This is a genomic window from Nonomuraea mangrovi (assembly GCF_042681425.1).
Classification (GTDB): Bacteria; Actinomycetota; Actinomycetes; order Streptosporangiales; family Streptosporangiaceae; genus Nonomuraea; species Nonomuraea mangrovi.
Genome location: NZ_JBHUFV010000015.1, coordinates 237,845 through 252,559, shown reverse-complemented (window position 1 = coordinate 252,559; position 14,715 = coordinate 237,845). Strand labels below are relative to the sequence as shown.

Here is a 14,715-nt window from a genome sequence, read left to right as displayed (position 1 = left end):
ATGACCTATGTTCACGCCCAGGAGGCCGCTGCCGCCCTGAGGAAGGCCACCGGGCTCGACGTCTTCGACGTGGCGCTCGTGATGGGATCGGGCTGGGTGCCCGCCGCGGACGCGATCGGCGAGACGCTCGTCGAACTACCTGTGACCGATCTGCCGGGCTTCAACCCACCCGCGGTCGCCGGTCACGCGGGGAGGATCCGCGTGGTGCGCACCCCTTCGGGGCGCCACGCGCTGATCTTCCTCGGCCGCACCCACCTGTACGAGGGCCTCGGCGTCGAGCCGGTCGTCCACGGCGTGCGGACGGCGATCGCGGCGGGCGTGCGCACGGTGGTGCTGACCAACGCGGCCGGCGGTCTGCGCCCCGAGACGCAGGCCGTCGGCGAGCCCGTCCTGATCAGCGACCACATCAACCTGACCGGCGCCAACCCGCTGACCGGCGCCACCTTCATCGACCTGACCGAGGTCTACTCCAAGCGGCTGCGCGCCCTGGCACGCGAGGTCGACTCCTCGCTGGCCGAGGGCGTCTACGTCGCCTTCCGCGGGCCGACCTACGAGACGCCCGCCGAGATCAGGATGCTGCGCACGCTCGGCGGCGACATGGTGGGCATGTCCACGGTCCTGGAGGCGATCGCCGCCCGCGAGGGCGGTGCGGAGGTGCTCGGCATCTCGCTGGTCACCAACCCGGGCGCGGGCCTGGTCGGCGACCCGCTCAACCACGAGGAGGTCCTCGAGGTCGGCCGGGCCACCGCGACGCGGATGGGCGCGCTGCTGGCCAAAGTGGTCGACAAGCTGTGAGCGCGCGGGAAGCGGCGCTGGCATGGCTGGCCCAGGACCCCGATCCTGATACCAGAGCGGAGCTGGTGGGCCTCCTCGACGACCCCGAGGCGCTCGCCGACCGCTTCGGAGCCAAGCTGGAGTTCGGTACGGCCGGCCTGCGCGGCGAGCTCGGCGCGGGCCCGAACCGGATGAACCGCGTCACCGTGATGCGCGCCGCCGCCGGCCTGGCCGCCGTTCTCGGCCCCGGCAAGCACGTGGTCATCGGCTACGACGCCCGTCACAAGTCCGACGTGTTCGCCAGGGACACCGCGGCCGTGCTGGCGGGCGCGGGCCTGCGGGCCTCGCTGCTGCCCGAGCCGCTGCCCACGCCCGTCCTGGCCTTCGCCGTACGGCATCTCGGCGCGGACGCGGGCGTCACGGTCACGGCGAGCCACAACCCGCCCCGCGACAACGGCTACAAGGTCTACTGGGGCGACGGCTCGCAGATCGTGCCGCCGGTGGACGGCTGGATCTCGGCCGCGATCGACGCGGTGGGGCCCGTCGACGCCCTGCCGCTGGGCGAGGGCGACGTGCTCGACGGCGCCATCGTCGAGGCCTACCTGGCCGCCGTCACCGAGCTGCCCCTGGGGCAGGCCCGTGACCTGCGCGTCGCCTACACCCCGTTGCACGGCGTCGGCCACGGCACGCTCGTCAGCGCCTTCCGCGGAGCGGGCTTCGAGGAGCCCGCGACGGTCGAGGAACAGCGCCGGCCCGATCCCGACTTCCCCACGGTGGCCTTCCCCAACCCGGAGGAGCCGGGCGCGATGGATCTCGCGCTGGCGCTCGCCACGAAGGTCGGAGCGGACCTGGTGCTGGCCAACGACCCCGACGCCGACCGGTGCGCGGTAGGCGTGCCGCTGGGCGGCGGCGCGTACAGGATGCTGACGGGCGACGAGGTGGGCGCGCTGCTCGGCGAGCACGTGATCACTCACACGCGCGGCGACCGGCTGGTGGCCACCACGATCGTGTCCTCGACGCTGCTCGGCAAGATCGCTCAGGCGCGTGGTGTGCGCTACACGGAGACGCTCACCGGATTCAAGTGGATCATGCGGGCGGGCGAGGGCCTGGTCTACGGCTACGAGGAGGCGCTCGGCTACAGCGTCGGCGGCGAGCACGGGCTGCCCGTCCACGACAAGGACGGGATCGGCGCCGCGCTCACCGTCGCCGGCATCGCCGCCGAGGCGAAGGCCGCAGGGCGCACGCTCCTCGACCTGCTCGACGAGCAGGCCAGGCGGTACGGCCTGCACGCCACCTCGCAGCTGTCCTTCCGCGTCGCGGACCTGTCGCTCATCGCCGACGCCATGGCGAGGCTGCGGGCGAGGCCGCCAGAGTCGTTGGGCGGCATGGCCGTGGAGTCCTGGGACGACCTGTCGGAAGGCGCGGGCGGGCTGCCGCCGACCGACGGCCTGCGCTACCGCCTGGCCGGCGGCGCGCGTGTCGTCGTGCGTCCCTCGGGAACCGAGCCGAAGCTCAAGTGCTACCTGGAGGTCGTGATCCCCGTGACCGGCGAGGTCGCCGAGGCCCGCGCCACCGCGGGCGAGGACCTCGACGCGCTCAAGGCGGACCTGCGCTCGGTCCTGGGGTTGTGACCGGTCAGACCTTGGCGATCTCCATCTGGAGCTCGTGCACCCACTCGTCCAGGTCGGGCGGGCAGTGCAGGGAGACCTCGCGGGCCAGACCGAGCGCCTGGTAGCCGTTCTCCTCGATCCAGTGGGCGAGCGTCTGGAACGTGGGACCGACGTTCTCCATCGGCCCCCGGTGGATGATGGTGGCCGCCGTCTCGATGCCGGGCAGGTCCACGACCTCGAAGTCGTGGCCCTCGCCCGAGTCGAGATTGACGGGGAACGTCGCGTGCACCATCACGGAGCCGTCGTCCTCCGGCAGGTAGTAGGCGATGCCCGGACCCTGCATGGGCACGCCCGCCGCCTCCAGCCGCTCGCACATCTGGCGGTAGAGCGGCTGGATGACGGGGCCGATGTCCTCTGTCTCGTAGCTGACGGCCCTGGCGCTGAGCTGGGCCACCCTGACCGGCGCGACCTTCTTGATCACGACGTCGTCGGCGCTCATGAAGCCTTCCCTCTCGATCGTCCGGAGCCTCGCCTCCACTCCGCGCAGCCTGGCCACGTCGGCGCTGATCTGCGCCGCCAGCTGGGCGCGGCGCAGCCGTACCATGCCGTGCAGCTCTTCGGCGCTGACCTTCTCGTCGAGGATCGAGCCCACCTGTTCCAGGGTGAAGCCGAGATCCTTGAGCGCGACGACGCGGTTGAGCCGTGCCAGCTGCCCCGCCTGATAGGAGCGGTAGCCGGTGGCAGGGTCGACGTGGGCGGGGCGTAGCAGGCCGATGGCGTCGTAGTGGCGCAACATGCGCACCGACACGAGGCCGAGCCTGGCGAAGTCTCCGATGCTGAACATGACTCCTCCAGGTCTAGGACCTGACACGGTGTCAGGGTCAACCGACGCCCTCCGCGCGGGAGGTCAGAGCAGGACGGCGAGCACGACCAGGGCGACGGCGACCACGCCGGCCGCGAGCGCGTCGGGCGCCCAGACGGCCCTGACCTGGCCCGCGAGCGCGTCGCGGCGCTTGGCGGTCTCGACGCGTTCGGTGATCTGCTCGGCCACCCAGTCGGCGTGCGTCTTGCCCGCCATGGCCTCCTGGGCGGCCCGCTCCCCCTTGGACAGGACGGGTTCGGTCCTGTAGCGCCCGCGCTGCTCGCGCGGGGCACCGCGACGGCTGGCTTTGGCCCGCTCCCTCGCCGAGGCCTGCGGTGTCCACGCCCGCAGCACCTTGTCGCCGTACGTGACGTTGATGGTGTGGGAGACCTGGACGTCGTCGATGGCCGACCACGGCAGGAACGTCGTGCGCAGCGGGTTGCGCACCCGCAGCCCGTCCTCCGCGACGACGGTGGCGGGCCGCAGTGCCGTGACGTAGACGAGCGCGGTCAGCACGCCGAGGACGGCCCCCGCCACCAGCGACGACTTGCCGCTGTAGCGGATCGTCAGGTCGAAGGCGTTGAACGCCACGAACGCCACCCAGATCCAGCCGAGGACGAAGGCGGTCGCCGAGCGGTAGGTCTGCTTCATGCCTGCCACTTGAGCTGCGCGAATCCGGGTTTGATGACGCCGTTGATGAGCGAGAGCCGCTCGTCGAACGGGATGAACGCCGACTTCATGGCGTTGACCGTGAACCACTGCAGGTCGTCCCAGTCGTAGTCGAAGGCCTCGACCAGTTTGGCGAACTCCTGCGAGACGGAGGTCGAGCTCATCAGCCTGTTGTCGGTGTTGACGGTCACCCTGAAGTGGAGGCGGCGCAGCAGCCCGATGGGGTGCTCGGCGATCGAGGCGGCGGCCCCCGTCTGCAGGTTGGAGGTCGGGCACATCTCCAGCGGGATGCGCTTGTCACGCACGTAGGCGGCCAGGCGGCCGAGCTTGGCCGTGCCGTCCTCGGCGACCGAGATGTCGTCGATGATCCGCACGCCGTGGCCGAGCCGGTCGGCGCCGCACCACTGGATGGCCTGCCAGATCGACGGCAGGCCGAAGGCCTCGCCGGCGTGGATGGTGAAGTGCGCGTTCTCCCGCTGCAGGTACTCGAACGCGTCGAGGTGCCTGGTGGGCGGATACCCGGCCTCGGCGCCCGCGATGTCGAAGCCGACCACGCCGACGTCGCGATAGCGGACGGCGAGCTCGGCGATCTCCATGGAGCGCGCCTGGTGCCGCATCGCGGTCAGCAGCGTGCCGACCTTGATGCCGGGGACCCGGCCGAAGCCTTCGAGCACGGCCTCGACGACCTGGTCGAGGCTGAGCCCCGTCGTGGTGTGCTGCTCGGGCGCGTAGCGGATCTCGGCGTAGACGACGCCGTCGGCCGCCAGGTCCTCGGCGCACTCGGCGGCCACCCTGACCAGGGCCTCGCGGGTCTGCATGACGCCGACCGTGTGGTCGAAGGTCTCCAGGTAGCGCACCAGCGATCCGGAGTCGGAGGCTTCCTCGAACCACTGCCTGAGGTTGTCAGGGTCGGTGGTGGGCAGCCGGTCGTAGCCCGACTCGCGGGCCAGGTCGACGATCGTCTCCGCCCGCAGACCACCGTCGAGATGGTCGTGGAGCAGCACCTTGGGCGCCCTGCGGATGTCGTCATGACTGGGTCGCTGGCTCATTTCGTCATCCTATCGCCACCGATCCCACATTTGACGAACACCCTTCCACATGTAAGGCTTTTATTACAGGTGAAAGGAGGAGCCGCTGACCAGCGAAGAGCTGCTCGCGGTGCTGGCGGCCGTCGGCCACCCGCTGCGACTGAGGATCGTGGCCGAGTTGGCCGGGGGCCGAGTGCACGTCAGTGAGCTGGCCAGGCGCCTCGGCATCTCGCGCCCACTGCTCTACATGCACCTCGAACGCATGGAGAAGGCCGGCCTGGTCGCGGGCGACCTGGAGCTGTCGCCCGACGGAAAGGCGATGAAGCTCTACGCGCTGCTCCCCTTCGACATCCACCTGACGGCGGGGACGATCCTCGACGTGCTGCAATCCGATGAGCAGGGAGGACCGACCGCTTGAAGGACATCATCATCCCCGGCATGGTCATGGTGACCCTCGGCGTGGTCGCCCTGGGCTGCATGGAGTTCTACTTCAGGCTCGTACGGCAGCGCGCCGAGACCGCCGCCGAAGAGCGCTACCGCGAACTGGCCGACCAGACCAACGCCAGGCTGACGGAGCTGACCTCCCGGGTCGCCGCGGTGGAACAGCTTCTGCGCAGCGTCGACTGACGCGCAGCACACACCGTCGACTGACGGGCATCACCAACCCGGGGCGGCGAGCGGCAACTCGCCGCCCCGGTTCAGGAAGTCGCGCGACCCACGCCGCAACGGCGTGTCTTCAACGCGCACGAACCTCCAAGGAAAGGAGAGCAGCTCATGCTGCTCGAACGCAAACCGCCGACCGTGAGGGCGGCGATGTGGAGCGCCACGCATCCGTGGCGGGCGATCGGCTGCTGGCTACTGTTCGTGGCACTCTGCCTGGCCGTGGGTTCGGCCGTCGGCACGAGGAACGCCACGAGCGCCGACTACCGCGTCGGCGAGGCGGGTCGCGCGGAGGCGATCGCCGAGGCAGGCGAGCTGCGGAACAGACCCGTCGAGCGGGTGATGATCTCTGGCCTCGCCGAGGAGTCGGACACGGCGGCCCGCGAGCTCACCGCCAGGATGAAGGCGCTGCCCGAGGTCCACGGCGTCGCCTCCCCCGTGAGGTCGGCCGACGGCTCCGCACTCCTGGTGTCGGTCACCATGAAGGGCGCCGAGCTGGACGGCAAGGCCAAGGTCGCCGCCCTCACCGCCCAGACGGACGCGGTCCAGCGGGCCCATCCCGCGCTACGCGTGGAGCAGACCGGCACGGCCTCCATCGGCAAGGGCGTGGACCGGCAGCGCGGCCAGGACCTGGCGCTGTCGGAGGCGATCACCTTCCCCGTGACCCTGGTCACGCTGCTGGTGGTGTTCGGCTCGGTGATCATGGCGGGCGTGCCGCTCCTGCTGGCGCTCTCGTCGATCGCCGCCGCCGTCGGCCTGTCGATGCTGGCCTCGCACCTCTCGCCGGACGCGGGCGTGGGCACCAACGTCATCCTGCTGATCGGCATGGCCGTCGGCGTCGACTACACGCTCTTCTACCTCAAACGCGAGCGCGAGGAGCGGGCGAGGGCCGGCGGCAGGCTCAGCCCCGAGGCGCTGGTCGAGCTGGCCGCCGCCACCTCGGGAAGGATGATCGTCGTCTCCGGCCTGGCGGTGATCGTCTCCACCGCGACCCTCTACCTCGCCACCGACGTGGTCTTCTCCTCGCTGGCCACCGGCACGATCGTGGTCGTCCTCGCCTCCGTGATCAGCTCTCTGACCGCGCTGCCCGCCTTGCTGGTGCTCATCGGACGGCGAACCAGTGCGCGGCCGAAGCAGGCGCGTGCGGGCCGGTTGTGGGACGCCCTGCTCACGCCCGCCGCCAGGCGCCCAGGGATCACGCTGGCCGCCTCCGTACTGGTCATGGTCGTGCTGTCCCTGCCGCTGCTCGGGATGGAGCAGCGGGTGCTCAACAAGGACAGCCACTCGCGCGAGATCCCGGCCCTGCAGTCCTACGACAGGCTGACGGCGGCCTTCCCCGAGCTGCGCATCCGCCACCAGGTCGTGGCCAGGGCGACATCCGGCCGGCGCGCGGAGATGACGGCCGCCCTGCGCGAGCTCGTACGGCGGACGCGGCACGACCCCCTGTACACCGGCGACCCCGCGCTCCGCCTGTCGGCGGACGAAACGGTCGCGGTGCTCGACGTGGCCTCGCCGTACCGGCTCAGCTCGGCGGAGGCGGGACGCTCGCTCGACCGCCTGAGGACCGTCCACCTGCCCGCGACTCTCGGCGCCGTCGAGGGCGTCGAGGCGTACGTGTCGGGGGACGTCGCCCGCGACGCCGACTACCTCGCCCACCAGAACGCCAAGCTGCCGCTGGTCGGCGGTGCGCTGCTGCTGGTGACGTTCGCGATGACGGTGGCGGTGTTCCGCTCGGTGGTCATCGGGGCGGTCGGGGTCGTGCTCAACGTCCTGTCGGCGACCGCCGCCATGGGCGTGCTCACGCTGGTCTTCCACACGGTCGGCTCGCGGGTGCCGCTGTTCCTGCTGGTCATCCTGTTCGGGCTGTCGATGGACTACCAGGTGTTCGTCGTCAGCAGGATCAAGGAGGCGGTCGAGCGGGGCCTGGGGCACAGGACCGCGGTGATCGACGGGGTCGCCCGCTCGGCGAGCGTCGTGACGAGCGCGGCGGTGGTGATGGTGACGGTGTTCGCCAGCTTCGTCTTCCTTCACCTGGCCGAGATGAGGCAGATCGGTCTCGGCCTGGCCGTCGCCGTCCTGCTGGACGCGGTCGTGGTGCGGGTGCTGATCCTGCCCGCGGCGCTGGTGCTGCTGGGCAGGAGGAGCTGGTGGCCGGGGTCCTACTCGTCGCGGTTGGCCGTGTCGGGCGAGAACGCGGGCAGGCAGACCGCGACGTACTCGGCCCCGTCGGGACCCACGCTGTAGCGGATCTTCTCGCCGGGCTCGGACACGAACGACTGGCCCGCCGACACCTCGGTGACGCCCTCGGCGTGCTCGATCACGACGGTCCCTCGCAGCACGACCGTGTACTCGGTGAACTCCGGTGTCTGCGCGGGCTCCTCCCATCCCGGCGGCGCCGTCATGTGCGCGATGGAGACGGCCTCATCGCCGCTGTTGACGCGGCCGATGTGCTCGTCGATGACCTTGCCGCCCGGAACGGGGATACGGGTCGCCCCTTCGATCTTTCTCACCACGTCTGTCAGTGTGCCACGTCTATGACCAGGCGGTCGGGCCCGGTCAGCTCCGTCACCGAGAACGGGGCACGGTGGTCGAGCACCAGGCCGACGCCGACCACGCCCTCGAAGTCGCCCGTCTTGACGACGTTCTGCACGTTGCCGAGCGCCGCCTGGAAGATCGGCCCGCCGGTCCACGTGGGCGAGCCGTCGTCGGTGTGCGCGTTGGCCGGCTTGAGCGTGGCCTGCAGGTAGGCGCCGCCCTTCACCTCGATCGGCTCGCCCGAGCCGTCCTGGAGCAGCTCGTCGACCCATCTGACGCTGTAGCTGGAGACGTCGCCGTCGAGGTCGATGACGACCCTGTCGAAGGAGCCGTGGTCGGCGAACCTGACCGTCTTGACCAGGACGGCCTCACCGGGGTCGCCCTCCACCTCGACGTCCTTGGTGCTCGTCGGCACGGCGGCGCTCGCGGGCGCGGCCGGTGATGGCGTCCCGCCGACGGGGGCGGTGGACGCGGAGGGCGCCGTGCCGGGCGCGACCGAGGTGGTCGTGGGCGCGCCGGTGCCGCACCCGGCCAGTACGGCCAGCCCGGCCACGAGGACGCCAACGCGCGAATACCGCATACCCCCTAGGTTCCCTGGGTCAGTCCCCCGTATGCCCGGCCAGACCGGCCAGGTATTCCGCCGCCTTCCGCCGCCTGACGAGCGGCGCGGCCTGCCCCGACCACAGGTTGACGTGGCCGGGGTCGCCCGTCCTGCGGATCGGCAGCATGAGCTGGTTCTGCACGGGGTAGGGCGGCACGGCGTCCTCGAACCCGGCCATCTCCCTGAGGAACCTGTTGGGGATGGCCCGCGCGGTACGGCCGGAGAAGAGCCTGGTCAGGACCGTCACCCTGGCCTCCTCTCCGAGCAGCGCCCGCAGGTGCGCCTCCCCCACCGCCGACTCCTCCGTGACCAGGAAGCCGGTGCCGACCTGGACGGCGTCGGCCCCGAGCGCCAGCGCCGCCACGACGCCGCGCCTGTCGGCGATGCCGCCCGCGGCGATGACCGGCGCGGACACCCTGTCGGCGACCTGCGGGACGAGGGAGAAGGTGCCCACCAGCGACTCGCGCACCGGCCGCAGGAACGCGCCCCTGTGCCCGCCCGCGTCGCTGCCGGAGGCGACGATCGCGTCGAGCCCCGCCTCGTCCAGCGCGATCGCCTCGTCGACGGTCGTGGCGGTGCCGATCGTCACGATGCCCCTCCGTCTGGCCTCCGCGAGCACGTCGGCGGGCGGGACGCCCATCACGAAGCTGATCGCGGGAGGATCGGCGGCGAGCAGGGCGGCGGCCTGGTCGGCGAAGTCGAGAGGCGGCGACAGGGAGGGAGGGTTCAGGCCGAGCGCGTCGTAGAAGGGCCGCAGCCGCTCCACGTCGGCCTCGGTCGCGGCCGCGCCCTCCTCCTCGGGGTGCGGGACCCAGAGGTTGACGGCGAAGGACCGGCGTGTCGCCGTCTTCAGTTCGGCGACCAGGGCGGTGATCCGGTCCGGAGGCAGGATGTGCGCGCCGTAGGAGCCGAGGCCGCCCGCGTCGGAGACGGCGGCGGCCAGCGCCACCGACGACAGCCCTCCGCCGAAGGGACCCTGGACGATGGGGTGCTCGAGGCCGAGCAGGTCTTCCAGCCGTCCCATGCTCAGGCCACCGCCAGGGCGCGCCGGCCGTGGGCGAGCTGGACGGCCGTGGTCGCCACCCTGCGGCCGAGGTGCTCGGCCGTGCGCAGGTCGGACTCCGAAGGGGCGGCTTCCGGCCCCAGGTCGGACGGCGACTGCGCCATGGCGCCGATGAACGCGCCGAGGCGGTTGAGGTCGTCGTGCGAGCCGCCCGAGCTGTAGAGCCAGCCCGGCGGCAGGCCCAGCGTCACCCAGTGCATGCCGTGCTGGGCGGCCAGCAGGGCCATCGAGGTCAGGGTGTGGAGCTTGTCGCCGTTGACGCCGGCGGAGTTGGTGAAGGCCGCGCCGACCTTGTCCCGCCAGCCCATCTCGGCCCACACCTTGGAGCTCGCCTCGGCGAAGGCCTGGAAGGCGGCCGACTGGCTTCCCATGTAGGTGGGCGAGCCGAAGACGATGGCGTCGGCCTCGGCGAGCGCGCGCCACAGGCCGTCGTCCATGGTGGCCACCTCCCTGAGGTCGGCCGTGGCGCCCGGCACGGACTCGACGCCCGCCGCCACGGCGCGGGCCTGACGGGCCGTGTGGCCCGAGCCGCTGTGATACGCGATAGCAACCTTGATCATGCGAGCAGAGTAGACGACCGGTCAACTATTTTTCAAGTATGCTGTCCCCATGGGACGACAGAGCAACGCCCGCGAGCGCCTTCTCGACGCGGCCTGCGAGCTGATCCACAGCCGGGGCTACGGCAGCATCGGCGTCGCGGAGATCTGCGCGAAGGCCGACGTCAGGAAGGGCAGCTTCTACCACTTCTTCGAGTCGAAGCAGGCGCTCACGCTCGAGGTCATCGACGGGCACTGGCGCAGGCAGCGGGCCGACTGGGTGAGCACTCTCGACGGAGAGGGGCTCGAACGGCTCTTCCGCGACCAGGCCGAGGCCCAGCGGCTCTCCAAGGACAGCGGCGGCGCCGTCAACGGCTGCCTGCTGGCGAACCTGGCGCTGGAGCTGAGCAACCAGGACGAGGTGGTCAGGACCAGGCTGGAACAGATCTTCGACGAGCAGGTCGACCTGGTCCACGGCGCCCTCAGGCCCGGCGCCGAGCGTTCCACGGCCAGGGCGCTGGTGGCCCAACTGGAGGGCATGGTGCTGTTCGCCAAGATCTCCAACGACCCCGCGGTCCTGGACGACCTGTGGCGGCAGGCACGACTCCTCATGACATGACGGAACGGCCCCCCTTGCGCGAGGGGGGCCGTTCCGGTGGTGAAGATCAGACGGTCTCGTAGACCTTGGCCTCTTCGGCCTCGACCGCGGGAGCCTTGCGGAAGCTCAGCCCCGTGGCCGAGATCAGCAGGCCGACCACCGCCAGGATCAGCGGCACGGTGATCGAGGTCTTGAGCGAGTCGATGGTGATGCCGGACTGCGAGCCCGAGGTCAGCACCGCGGTGACCACGGCCAGCACGATCGCGCCGCCGACCTGGCCCGAGGTGTTCAGCAGGCCGGAGGCGAGGCCCTGCTCGTCGTCGTCCACGCCGTTGGTGGCCTGGATGTTGAGCGAGGGGAAGGACAGCGCGAACGCGATGCCCAGCAGCACCATGCCGGGGATCACCAGGCCGCCCAGGCTCGGGCTCTCGTCGATCCCGAGGAAGATGGCGTATCCGCCGGCCAGCGCGGCGGAACCGATGACGATGAGCTTGGCCGTGCCGAACCTGTCGGCGAAGTCGCCCATCTTGGTGGAGGTCACCGCGACGAGCACGCCGGCGGGCAGGAACGCGAGTGCGGTCTGCATGGCCGACCAGTGCAGCAGGTTCTGGAAGTACTGCATGGCCACGAACTGGAAGCCCACGTAGGAGCCGAACAGGATGACCAGGCCCAGGTTGGCCCTGACGATCGGGGCCGAGCGGAGCAGGCCGAGCCGTACCAGCGGGTGCTTGACCCTCAGCTCGGCGAAGACGAACAGGCCCAGCAGGGCGAACGACACGACGAGCGAGCCCAGCGTGCGCACCGACAGCCAGCCCGCCTCGGGCGCCTGGACGACCGTGAACACCAGCAGCAGCATCGACGCGGTGATCAGGAACGCGCCGATCAGGTCGTAGCCGCCCTCGGCCCGGTCCTCGTTCCCCTTGGGCAGCACCTTGACCGCGGCGACCAGCGCGATGACCGCGACCGGCACCGGCATGAGGAAGGTCGCACGCCAGTCGAGCTCGGTGAGCAGACCGGACAGCACGAGGCCGAGCGAGAAGCCGCTGGCCCCGGAGGCGGTGAAGACGCTCAGCGCCCTGTTGCGCTCCGGCCCCTCGGGAAAGGTGGTCGTGATGATCGACAACGCGGCCGGGGCGGTGAACGCCGCGCTCATGCCCTTGATGAAGCGGGCGGCGATCAACAGCGTTCCGTCGTCGACGATGCCACCGAGCAAGGAGGCCACCGCGAAGACGCCCAGAGCGGCCAGGAACACCCTGCGCCGCCCGAGCAGGTCGGCGGTCCTGCCCCCGAGCAGAAGAAGACCGCCGTATCCCAGCACGTAGCCGCTGACCACCCACTGCAGAGAAGAAGGAGAGAGCCCGAGATCGGCTTGGATGGCCGGCAGCGCGACGCCGACCATCGACACGTCAAGTGCGTCAAGGAAGATCACAGCGCAGAGCACGGCGAGCGCGCCCCATCCAGCAGTACGAGCAGAAGTGGAGGACATGGAGACAGAGACTACATGCATCTGCATTTAATGCAACCGAATTTAATGCGGTTGCATGGATGTTTACCTGATGGTATTCTCCGCGTCATGGACGAGGAGGCCGTGGTCAGGGCCTGGCACGACGTGCTGGCCAAACACGCGAAAACCCTGTGCGCGCTGGAGCGCGCGCTCGGCGAGAAGCACGATCTGGGCGCCAGCGAGTTCGAGGTGCTCGATCGCATCGTCTCCAACGACTGCAGGAAGTTCCGCGTGCAGGAGCTCGCCGACGAGGTGCACCTGAGCCAGAGCGCCCTCTCACGGGTCGTCGCCCGCCTGGAGAAGGCCGGGCTCGTCAGCCGCGGCACCTGCGACATGGACCGGCGAGGGGTGTACGTCTGCATCACCGACGAGGGGCGCGCCCGGCACGCGGCCGCGCTGCCCACCCACCGGGCGGTCCTGACCGACGTCTTCGCCCCGGCCTGATTCGCGAACCATTGCGGAATCAATCCTTCCGCAATGGTTCCTAATGTTGCTCCTGACACCGCAGTCCAGCATTGAGGGAGCACACGATGACCATCCTCGTGACCGGAGCCACCGGCACCGTCGGCCGCCACATCGTCAGCCAGCTCGCCGAGGCGGGCCACTCCGTGCGCGCCCTGACCCGCGACCCGGGCAGGGCCTCCTTCCCCGAGGGCGTGGAGGTCGTGGCGGGCGATCTGAGCGTCACCGACACCCTGCAGGCGGCGTTCGACGGCGTGACGGCGGTCCACCTGATCAACTTCGGCGGGGACGACTACGCGCCGCTGCCGAACGGTCAGGAGATCGTCGACCTGGCCCGCAAGGCGGGTGTGCGCAGGGTGACCGTCCTCGGCGGCTGGGACGAGAGCACGCTCGAGCCCGCGCTCAGGGCAGGCGGCCTGCCGTGGACGTACATCCGCCCCACGGAGTTCATGTCCAACTCGCTGAAGTGGGCCGACGCCGTACGCACCGAGGGCGCGGTGCACGAGCCGTTCGGCGACGCGACCACGGCCCTGGTGCACGAGGCCGACATCGCGGCCGTCGCGGCCACCGCGCTGGTGGAGGACGGGCACGGCGGCAAGATCTACGGCCTCACCGGACCCGAGCGGCTGACCACGCGCGACAAGGTCCGCCTCATCGGGGAGGCGCTCGGCAGGGAGATCCCGTTCGTCGAGCTCACGCCCGAGCAGGCCAAGGAGCGGATGGCCGCGGAGGGCACGCCGCAGGAGATGATCGACTTCCTGCTCGACGTCTTCGGCAACGTGCCCGTGGAGGCCAACATCGTCAACTCCGTGGTGTTCGACGTCACGGGCCGCGCCCCGCGCACGTTCGCGCAGTGGGCCGCGGAGAACGCCGACAGCTTCCGCTGACGCCGACGAGAAGGGCGAGTCCCCTGGGGCTCGCCCTTCAGTCATGTCCGTAGCTCCATTATGGTCATGACGAACGAGAGGATGTGTGATCATGGAACTCGGCACAGTCGAACGGATGCGGCGACACCCCGTCAAAGGCCTGCTGGGCGAGGACGTCGCCCATGCGGACCTGAGCACGCGCGGCCTCGAGGGGGACCGGCGCCTGGCCCTGCTCGACAGCGAGACGGGCAAGGTCGCCAGCCCCAAGAACCCCCGCCTGTGGCGTTCCCTGCTCACCCTCTCGGCCGCCACGGACGGCGGCCGCGCGCGCATCACGCTGCCCAACGGCAAGACCGTGCACACCGACGACCCCGACATCGACGAGGTGCTGTCGCTCGCCGTCGGGCGGCGGGTGACGCTCACCGGCACCCCGCCCGAGGGCGCCACCCTCGACCGGGCCGTCCCCGAGGAGGTGCTGGCGTCGGGCGTCACCGCCGAGGTGGGCATCGAGCAGGGCAGGCTGGGTGGCGGAGCGCCCGGCACGTTCTTCGACTACGCGCCCGTCCACCTGCTCGCCACCTCCACGCTCGACGCCGTCGGCGCCGCGGGCCCTTCGGGCGCACCCGCCGACGCCATCCGCTACCGGCCCAACCTCGTCATCCGTACGGCAGGCGAAGGGTACGTGGAGAACGGCTGGCTCGGCCGCGAGGTGGCCCTCGGCGACGAGGTCGTGCTGCGGGTGACCCTGCCGACGCCGCGGTGCGCGATCCCCACGCTCGAACACGGGACGCTGCCGCGGGACACCTCGGCCCTCAAGGTGCCCGCCGCGCACAACAGGGTCGAGCCGCTGCCGGGAATGGGACCCAGGCCGTGCGTGGGCGCGTACGCCGAGGTCGTACGGCCCGGCCGGGTCCACGTCGGCGACCAGATGCGGCTGCTCTGACCCT

17 protein-coding genes are annotated in these 14,715 nt (G+C 70.9%); 9 read left to right on the top strand and 8 right to left on the bottom strand.

From position 1 onward, the window contains the following. Both ACFSKW_RS08650 and ACFSKW_RS08645 read left to right on the top strand, forming a co-directional pair. A complete protein-coding gene (locus ACFSKW_RS08650; protein ID WP_379570965.1) occupies positions 1 to 795 on the top strand; it encodes a purine-nucleoside phosphorylase in 795 nt (264 codons plus the stop codon). Further along, positions 792 to 2,405: a phospho-sugar mutase gene (locus ACFSKW_RS08645; RefSeq protein ID WP_379570963.1), complete on the top strand. Its 1,614-nt coding sequence runs from the start codon at positions 792 to 794 to the stop codon at positions 2,403 to 2,405. The genes ACFSKW_RS08650 and ACFSKW_RS08645 overlap by 4 nt, the downstream gene beginning before the upstream one ends. Positions 2,406 to 2,409: 4 nt before the next feature. Here the strand turns inward: ACFSKW_RS08645 and ACFSKW_RS08640 are convergent, their stop codons facing one another. The 3 genes from ACFSKW_RS08640 to ACFSKW_RS08630 form a co-directional block, all read right to left on the bottom strand. Further along, positions 2,410 to 3,228 carry a MerR family transcriptional regulator gene (locus tag ACFSKW_RS08640; RefSeq protein ID WP_379570961.1) on the bottom strand — a complete coding sequence of 273 codons (819 nt, stop codon included), beginning with the start codon at positions 3,226 to 3,228 and terminating at the stop codon, positions 2,410 to 2,412. A 63-nt stretch (positions 3,229 to 3,291) separates the two neighbouring features. Then, positions 3,292 to 3,897 carry a PH domain-containing protein gene (locus ACFSKW_RS08635; protein WP_379570960.1) on the bottom strand — a complete coding sequence of 202 codons (606 nt, stop codon included), beginning with the start codon at positions 3,895 to 3,897 and terminating at the stop codon, positions 3,292 to 3,294. Beyond that, a complete protein-coding gene (locus tag ACFSKW_RS08630; RefSeq protein WP_379570958.1) occupies positions 3,894 to 4,964 on the bottom strand; it encodes an adenosine deaminase in 1,071 nt (356 codons plus the stop codon). The genes ACFSKW_RS08635 and ACFSKW_RS08630 overlap by 4 nt, the downstream gene beginning before the upstream one ends. 109 nt (positions 4,965 to 5,073) lie before the next feature. Here ACFSKW_RS08630 and ACFSKW_RS08625 point away from each other — a divergent pair, with 109 nt between their 5' ends. The 3 genes from ACFSKW_RS08625 (at position 5,074) to ACFSKW_RS08615 (ending at position 7,847) form a co-directional block, all read left to right on the top strand. Continuing rightward, the gene (locus ACFSKW_RS08625; protein ID WP_379570956.1) at positions 5,074 to 5,361 is read left to right on the top strand and encodes an ArsR/SmtB family transcription factor; all 288 of its coding nucleotides are present in this window, start codon (positions 5,074 to 5,076) and stop codon (positions 5,359 to 5,361) included. Then, positions 5,358 to 5,570 (top strand): hypothetical protein, encoded by a 213-nt coding sequence (locus ACFSKW_RS08620; protein WP_379570954.1) that lies wholly within the window; start codon positions 5,358 to 5,360, stop codon positions 5,568 to 5,570. The genes ACFSKW_RS08625 and ACFSKW_RS08620 overlap by 4 nt, the downstream gene beginning before the upstream one ends. A gap of 147 nt (positions 5,571 to 5,717) precedes the next feature. Next, positions 5,718 to 7,847 (top strand): MMPL family transporter, encoded by a 2,130-nt coding sequence (locus tag ACFSKW_RS08615; RefSeq protein WP_379570952.1) that lies wholly within the window; start codon positions 5,718 to 5,720, stop codon positions 7,845 to 7,847. On the opposite strand, the gene ACFSKW_RS08610 is transcribed toward ACFSKW_RS08615, so the two are convergent. From ACFSKW_RS08610 to ACFSKW_RS08595, 4 genes are read right to left on the bottom strand one after another with little or no spacing between them, the layout of a single operon-like run. Beyond that, positions 7,763 to 8,116: a cupin domain-containing protein gene (locus ACFSKW_RS08610; RefSeq protein WP_379570950.1), complete on the bottom strand. Its 354-nt coding sequence runs from the start codon at positions 8,114 to 8,116 to the stop codon at positions 7,763 to 7,765. The genes ACFSKW_RS08615 and ACFSKW_RS08610 overlap by 85 nt on opposite strands. Positions 8,117 to 8,121: 5 nt before the next feature. Continuing rightward, a complete protein-coding gene (locus ACFSKW_RS08605) occupies positions 8,122 to 8,718 on the bottom strand; it encodes an AMIN-like domain-containing (lipo)protein (RefSeq protein WP_379570948.1) in 597 nt (198 codons plus the stop codon). Positions 8,719 to 8,737: 19 nt separating this feature from the next. Next, the gene (locus tag ACFSKW_RS08600) at positions 8,738 to 9,763 is read right to left on the bottom strand and encodes an NAD(P)H-dependent flavin oxidoreductase (protein WP_379570946.1); all 1,026 of its coding nucleotides are present in this window, start codon (positions 9,761 to 9,763) and stop codon (positions 8,738 to 8,740) included. Between the two features lie 2 nt (positions 9,764 to 9,765). Beyond that, entirely contained in the window at positions 9,766 to 10,362 is a 597-nt protein-coding gene (locus tag ACFSKW_RS08595; protein ID WP_379570944.1) for a flavodoxin family protein, read from the bottom strand. Between the two features lie 49 nt (positions 10,363 to 10,411). Here ACFSKW_RS08595 and ACFSKW_RS08590 point away from each other — a divergent pair, with 49 nt between their 5' ends. Further along, positions 10,412 to 10,957, top strand: coding sequence for a TetR/AcrR family transcriptional regulator (locus ACFSKW_RS08590; RefSeq protein WP_379570942.1), 546 nt, complete (start codon positions 10,412 to 10,414; stop codon positions 10,955 to 10,957). A 46-nt stretch (positions 10,958 to 11,003) separates the two neighbouring features. Here the strand turns inward: ACFSKW_RS08590 and ACFSKW_RS08585 are convergent, their stop codons facing one another. Beyond that, positions 11,004 to 12,422, bottom strand: coding sequence for an MFS transporter (locus ACFSKW_RS08585; protein ID WP_379570940.1), 1,419 nt, complete (start codon positions 12,420 to 12,422; stop codon positions 11,004 to 11,006). A gap of 87 nt (positions 12,423 to 12,509) precedes the next feature. Between ACFSKW_RS08585 and ACFSKW_RS08580 the strand changes: the two genes are divergently transcribed. From ACFSKW_RS08580 to ACFSKW_RS08570, 3 genes are all read left to right on the top strand, one after another. Continuing rightward, positions 12,510 to 12,884: a MarR family transcriptional regulator gene (locus ACFSKW_RS08580; protein WP_379570938.1), complete on the top strand. Its 375-nt coding sequence runs from the start codon at positions 12,510 to 12,512 to the stop codon at positions 12,882 to 12,884. A gap of 86 nt (positions 12,885 to 12,970) precedes the next feature. Then, positions 12,971 to 13,789 carry an NAD(P)H-binding protein gene (locus tag ACFSKW_RS08575; protein WP_379570936.1) on the top strand — a complete coding sequence of 273 codons (819 nt, stop codon included), beginning with the start codon at positions 12,971 to 12,973 and terminating at the stop codon, positions 13,787 to 13,789. A 91-nt stretch (positions 13,790 to 13,880) separates the two neighbouring features. Further along, positions 13,881 to 14,711 carry an MOSC domain-containing protein gene (locus tag ACFSKW_RS08570; RefSeq protein WP_379570934.1) on the top strand — a complete coding sequence of 277 codons (831 nt, stop codon included), beginning with the start codon at positions 13,881 to 13,883 and terminating at the stop codon, positions 14,709 to 14,711. The last annotated feature ends 4 nt before the right edge of the window (positions 14,712 to 14,715 follow it).

Excerpts from the sequence above, each read along its gene's own strand:
- ACFSKW_RS08600 (WP_379570946.1), bottom strand. The coding sequence starts at position 9,763 with ATGGGACGGCTGGAAGACCTGCTCGGCCTCGAGCACCCCATCGTCCAG.
- ACFSKW_RS08590 (WP_379570942.1), top strand. The coding sequence starts at position 10,412 with ATGGGACGACAGAGCAACGCCCGCGAGCGCCTTCTCGACGCGGCCTGC.
- ACFSKW_RS08585 (WP_379570940.1), bottom strand. The coding sequence starts at position 12,422 with ATGTCCTCCACTTCTGCTCGTACTGCTGGATGGGGCGCGCTCGCCGTG.
- ACFSKW_RS08575 (WP_379570936.1), top strand. The coding sequence starts at position 12,971 with ATGACCATCCTCGTGACCGGAGCCACCGGCACCGTCGGCCGCCACATC.
- ACFSKW_RS08650 (WP_379570965.1), top strand. The coding sequence starts at position 1 with ATGACCTATGTTCACGCCCAGGAGGCCGCTGCCGCCCTGAGGAAGGCC.
- ACFSKW_RS08580 (WP_379570938.1), top strand. The coding sequence starts at position 12,510 with ATGGACGAGGAGGCCGTGGTCAGGGCCTGGCACGACGTGCTGGCCAAA.
- ACFSKW_RS08605 (WP_379570948.1), bottom strand. The coding sequence starts at position 8,718 with ATGCGGTATTCGCGCGTTGGCGTCCTCGTGGCCGGGCTGGCCGTACTG.
- ACFSKW_RS08595 (WP_379570944.1), bottom strand. The coding sequence starts at position 10,362 with ATGATCAAGGTTGCTATCGCGTATCACAGCGGCTCGGGCCACACGGCC.
- ACFSKW_RS08615 (WP_379570952.1), top strand. The coding sequence starts at position 5,718 with ATGCTGCTCGAACGCAAACCGCCGACCGTGAGGGCGGCGATGTGGAGC.
- ACFSKW_RS08635 (WP_379570960.1), bottom strand. The coding sequence starts at position 3,897 with ATGAAGCAGACCTACCGCTCGGCGACCGCCTTCGTCCTCGGCTGGATC.
- ACFSKW_RS08630 (WP_379570958.1), bottom strand. The coding sequence starts at position 4,964 with ATGAGCCAGCGACCCAGTCATGACGACATCCGCAGGGCGCCCAAGGTG.
- ACFSKW_RS08640 (WP_379570961.1), bottom strand. The coding sequence starts at position 3,228 with ATGTTCAGCATCGGAGACTTCGCCAGGCTCGGCCTCGTGTCGGTGCGC.
- ACFSKW_RS08570 (WP_379570934.1), top strand. The coding sequence starts at position 13,881 with ATGGAACTCGGCACAGTCGAACGGATGCGGCGACACCCCGTCAAAGGC.